5 protein-coding genes are annotated in these 3,488 nt (G+C 43.5%); 1 reads left to right on the top strand and 4 read right to left on the bottom strand.

The window, feature by feature from the left end; genetic code table 11:
* Together KWJ01_RS13045 and KWJ01_RS13040 are read right to left on the bottom strand one after the other, a co-directional pair.
* Nucleotides 1-562, bottom strand: a 562-nt coding sequence (locus KWJ01_RS13045; protein WP_224996896.1) for an NADPH-dependent FMN reductase, incomplete at its 3' end; no start/stop codon positions are given.
* A 143-nt stretch (nucleotides 563-705) separates the two neighbouring features.
* Entirely contained in the window at nucleotides 706-1,080 is a 375-nt protein-coding gene (locus tag KWJ01_RS13040; protein WP_224996895.1) for a DoxX family membrane protein, read from the bottom strand.
* A 109-nt stretch (nucleotides 1,081-1,189) separates the two neighbouring features.
* Between KWJ01_RS13040 and KWJ01_RS13035 the strand changes: the two genes are divergently transcribed.
* Nucleotides 1,190-1,576, top strand: coding sequence for a helix-turn-helix domain-containing protein (locus KWJ01_RS13035; protein ID WP_224996894.1), 387 nt, complete (start codon nucleotides 1,190-1,192; stop codon nucleotides 1,574-1,576).
* Nucleotides 1,577-1,681: 105 nt separating this feature from the next.
* Here the strand turns inward: KWJ01_RS13035 and KWJ01_RS13030 are convergent, their stop codons facing one another.
* Together KWJ01_RS13030 and KWJ01_RS13025 are read right to left on the bottom strand one after the other, a co-directional pair.
* Nucleotides 1,682-2,545: a helix-turn-helix domain-containing protein gene (locus KWJ01_RS13030; RefSeq protein WP_224996893.1), complete on the bottom strand. Its 864-nt coding sequence runs from the start codon at nucleotides 2,543-2,545 to the stop codon at nucleotides 1,682-1,684.
* A 96-nt stretch (nucleotides 2,546-2,641) separates the two neighbouring features.
* On the bottom strand, nucleotides 2,642-3,488 hold an 847-nt coding region (locus tag KWJ01_RS13025), incomplete at its 5' end, for an alpha/beta fold hydrolase (RefSeq protein ID WP_224996892.1).

Here is a 3,488-nt window from a genome sequence, read left to right as displayed (position 1 = left end):
TATCTTCCCGAAGTGATTTTAAAGCAGCAGACCATGCAATGACCTGATCAAGCATTAGTTTCAGTTGCGTTTCATGATCAGCAGTTGGACGGAAGGTGGTATACCCTTCAAAATCCGTAAAAAGGGAAAGCGCCAGTTGAGCCCTTACATCTGCCACCAACAACTCCCCCATGATAAGCCTCAAATGCTCAACTGCTCTGATTCCGGATGACGATCCTCCGTAGCTCACAAAGCCAGCAGCCTTGTTTGCCCATTCGTGATATAAGTAATCAATCGCATTTTTGAGTGCTCCCGAGGTACTGTGGTTATACTCTGGTGTTACAAACACATATCCATCGAAGGCTTCAATTTTTTCAGACCACCTTTTTGTATGGTCATACTCGTACTTTTTAAAGTATGGCGAAACTGGTTCATCCAATAGCGGGAGTTCATAGTCGGCTATATCGACCAGTTCAAAGGCAGCATCAGGGCGTTCTGACGCCTTTTCGAAAGCCCATTTTGCAACTTGATGATTAACGCGCGAAGGTCGTGTGCTTCCTGTGATGATTGCGATCTTTAACATGATTGTTTTATTTGTTGAGTATGTTTAACCTTTATTGATACAGTGTCTTGATATGCATCCCGGGCTCCAGCTTAAGCATGTCACCCATGCATTTGGGCCGGTAGGGCGTTGATGTGTTGGATGAGTAATGCCGGGAAAGGCACTTACTCCACCATCGGCTGGTATTTCTTCCTATGCTCGATGATTACCCATAGGTTGATAGCAAAGAGAACCAGGCCCAACCCAATACCTGCAATGTCGTGTACCAGGTGATGCACGAGAATTCCGACCATTACCGGAAAGATGACGATGGCACCCAATGCCCTGTACCTGGGAATGGCAATGAGAATACCGCCCACTATTTCAGCCAGGCCTACTAAGGGAAAAATCCATTTTGTAGTACCGAATGCCATCAATACAGTCATCATTTCCGGTGAGACTTCCGGCATTGGCATATAACCGAAAAACTTATTTAAACCGGAGTTGATCATGACCAGGCCGAATAACAGGGCTGCTGCGAAGAAGATTTTGTTTTTCATTCTTTTGTTGTTTGATCTGGTCAAAACTACTTAAATTAGCTATTGAAAAGTTAGTACTATACTAAAGGTTAGTAGTAACCTTTAGGTAACCTACCTAATACACAACCCTATGAAGATTGAAGAAGAAGGTCAACCACAAAAGCATGAGTGCTGCAAAAGCCTCAATGCCATAGAAGATGCTCTCTATGTTATTGGCGGCAAATGGAAACTTAGAATTACGCTGGCCCTGATAGATGGCAGCAAACGCTTTAATGAACTTCAGCGGTTGTTACAAACCATCTCTCCCCGGGTACTGTCCCATGAATTAAAGGAGCTCGAGCTTAATGGCTTTGTGCAAAGAAAAGTTTATGCTACGGAAATGCCTGTGGTGGTGGAATACCAAGCCACCGAGTACAGTTTAACATTGAAAAAAGTGTTGGATGCATTGGTGGAATGGGGAACAATGCACAAAGAAAAAATAAAGGAAATTTCTGCTCCCTCCCTTACGCATCCATAAGCAAGAGGCCAGCTGCAATTACTGGTGCATCCCCTAACATTTTGGGGATTAGTAAATGAGAAATTGATGCTGCTGTGAATAACAGATATTGCTTGTTCTGAAAGATTATATCTGGTTTGGAGCAAGATATTTTGTCCTGAATCCGGAAGGCGATTCTCCTGTTTTAACCTGGAACTGGCGGCTAAAATATGCAGGGTCCTCATACCCCAGCTCATGCGCAATTTCTTTGGCTGTCATAGAAGTGTATACAAGCAGCCTTTTGGCTTCCAGAATAATGCGGTTTTTGATTACTTCATTTGGTTGAGGTAAATTCAACCGCTTGAATTTATGGGTAACCGTTTTTGGCGCCATGGAGAGCAAATCTGCATAGTCGGCAACTGTATGCTTTTCCTTGTAATGGGCATCAACCAACAGCGTAAATTTTCTGAAAAACTCAAGATCATTGTGTTGCTCCACAAACGACTTTTCAAGATGCTGCTTTTTCCATAGCCGCGTTGCCTTGATAAGCAACTGCTTAAGGTAGGTGCGAATCATCTCTTCCTGCGAGGGATCGTTAAGTTCAAATTCGCCTTCTATTTGCCTGAAAAGATGATCAATAAATGTAGTTTCGTCTTTGGAAACATGGACTAAAGGCATGTTGTTGATATTGTTAAACAGCAGGCCATCACATGCCACTTCCTGATCATGAATCTGAATGCAATAAAAATCACGATTGTAAAAGATCAGATAGCCTGCTTCTTTCGCACAAGTATCAATCTTCAAAAACTGGTTGGGAGCAACAAAAAAAAGGGAAGGCTGATGGGTCACATAGACAGTGAAATCTACCGTTAGCGTATATCCCTTTGGCAAATATAACACCTTGATGTACGGCTTATAAGTGTCTCCATTGATAACATCTACACTTTTTTCATCTACATATCCTAAACCTAACCTTTTAAGTTTACCCTCAAAAATATGCTGCCTATTCATGGTGTGTCGTAATTTATCATAAGACCGATAGTGAATTAACCAGTGCGGGAATGCCACCGCTGCGGAAATTCATTTCTCCGCAGCGGTTGTATTCCCTTAATGTACAGCAAGTTTCTCCAGCTTCGCAAACTTTTCCAGCTCGCTGTTAAACTTCTCCATTTCTTCAATGAAAAGGGCGTGACCGCTGTTTTCAAATTTAACCAGGTATGAATTTTTGATTCCTTTTTGAAGTTGTTCAGCGAATGCAAAGTCACACAACTTATCCTGAACACCGTGAAAGATCGCCACGGGTATTTTGATCCTGTCCAACTCGGAACGTAAATCTACTTCTGCCAGTGCCTTTATGGATTGAGTAGCGGCATAGGGAGAGGCCTCCATGTTGATGCTCTTCAACCATTCCGACATTCCTTCTGAAATTCCATTCTCTGTAGCTGCAAAAGCTTTGTCGAAGCTATCGAGAACCTGCGGCCGGTCTGTTTTGGTTAGCGCAACAAAGGATGCTGCACCTTCTTCTGTAAGCCCATAGGGATAACCCGGGCGCTGCAGCCAGGATGGCGCGGCGGCAGCAAACAAAGCCAGCTTGCTGATGTGTGCACTGTTGTACTTGCTAACATAATGCAGGACAACTGCTCCGCCCATTGAAAAGCCACCCAGCACAGCATTTTCTATTTTCAATTTTTCCAGCACCACCTTGATGTCATCGGAGAAAACATCAAAATCGTAGCTGCCATAGGGTTTATCAGATTTACCAAAGCCCCGCAGCGAAATGCCAATCACCCTGAAGCCTTTTTCTACCAGGTATTGATACTGGTACTCGTACATGGCATTATTCAAAGGCCATCCGTGAATCAATACAATCGGCTGTCCTTCGCCCAGGTCGACAACATGTAGACGAACATTTTTCTCTACTTCAACATACTCTTGTCTTCCGGCTGAGGCTGGT

It is taken from the genome of Cesiribacter sp. SM1 (assembly GCF_020178975.1).
In the GTDB taxonomy this organism is placed as follows: Bacteria; Bacteroidota; Bacteroidia; order Cytophagales; family Cyclobacteriaceae; genus Cesiribacter.
Note: the sequence above shows the minus strand (reverse complement) of the source record. Positions and strands in the feature narration are given on the sequence as shown.

What these genes read in the sequence shown, in the direction of transcription:
- KWJ01_RS13035 (WP_224996894.1), top strand. Translation starts at nt 1,190, where the DNA reads ATGAAGATTGAAGAAGAAGGTCAACCACAAAAGCATGAGTGCTGCAAA.
- KWJ01_RS13030 (WP_224996893.1), bottom strand. Translation starts at nt 2,545, where the DNA reads ATGAATAGGCAGCATATTTTTGAGGGTAAACTTAAAAGGTTAGGTTTA.
- KWJ01_RS13040 (WP_224996895.1), bottom strand. Translation starts at nt 1,080, where the DNA reads ATGAAAAACAAAATCTTCTTCGCAGCAGCCCTGTTATTCGGCCTGGTC.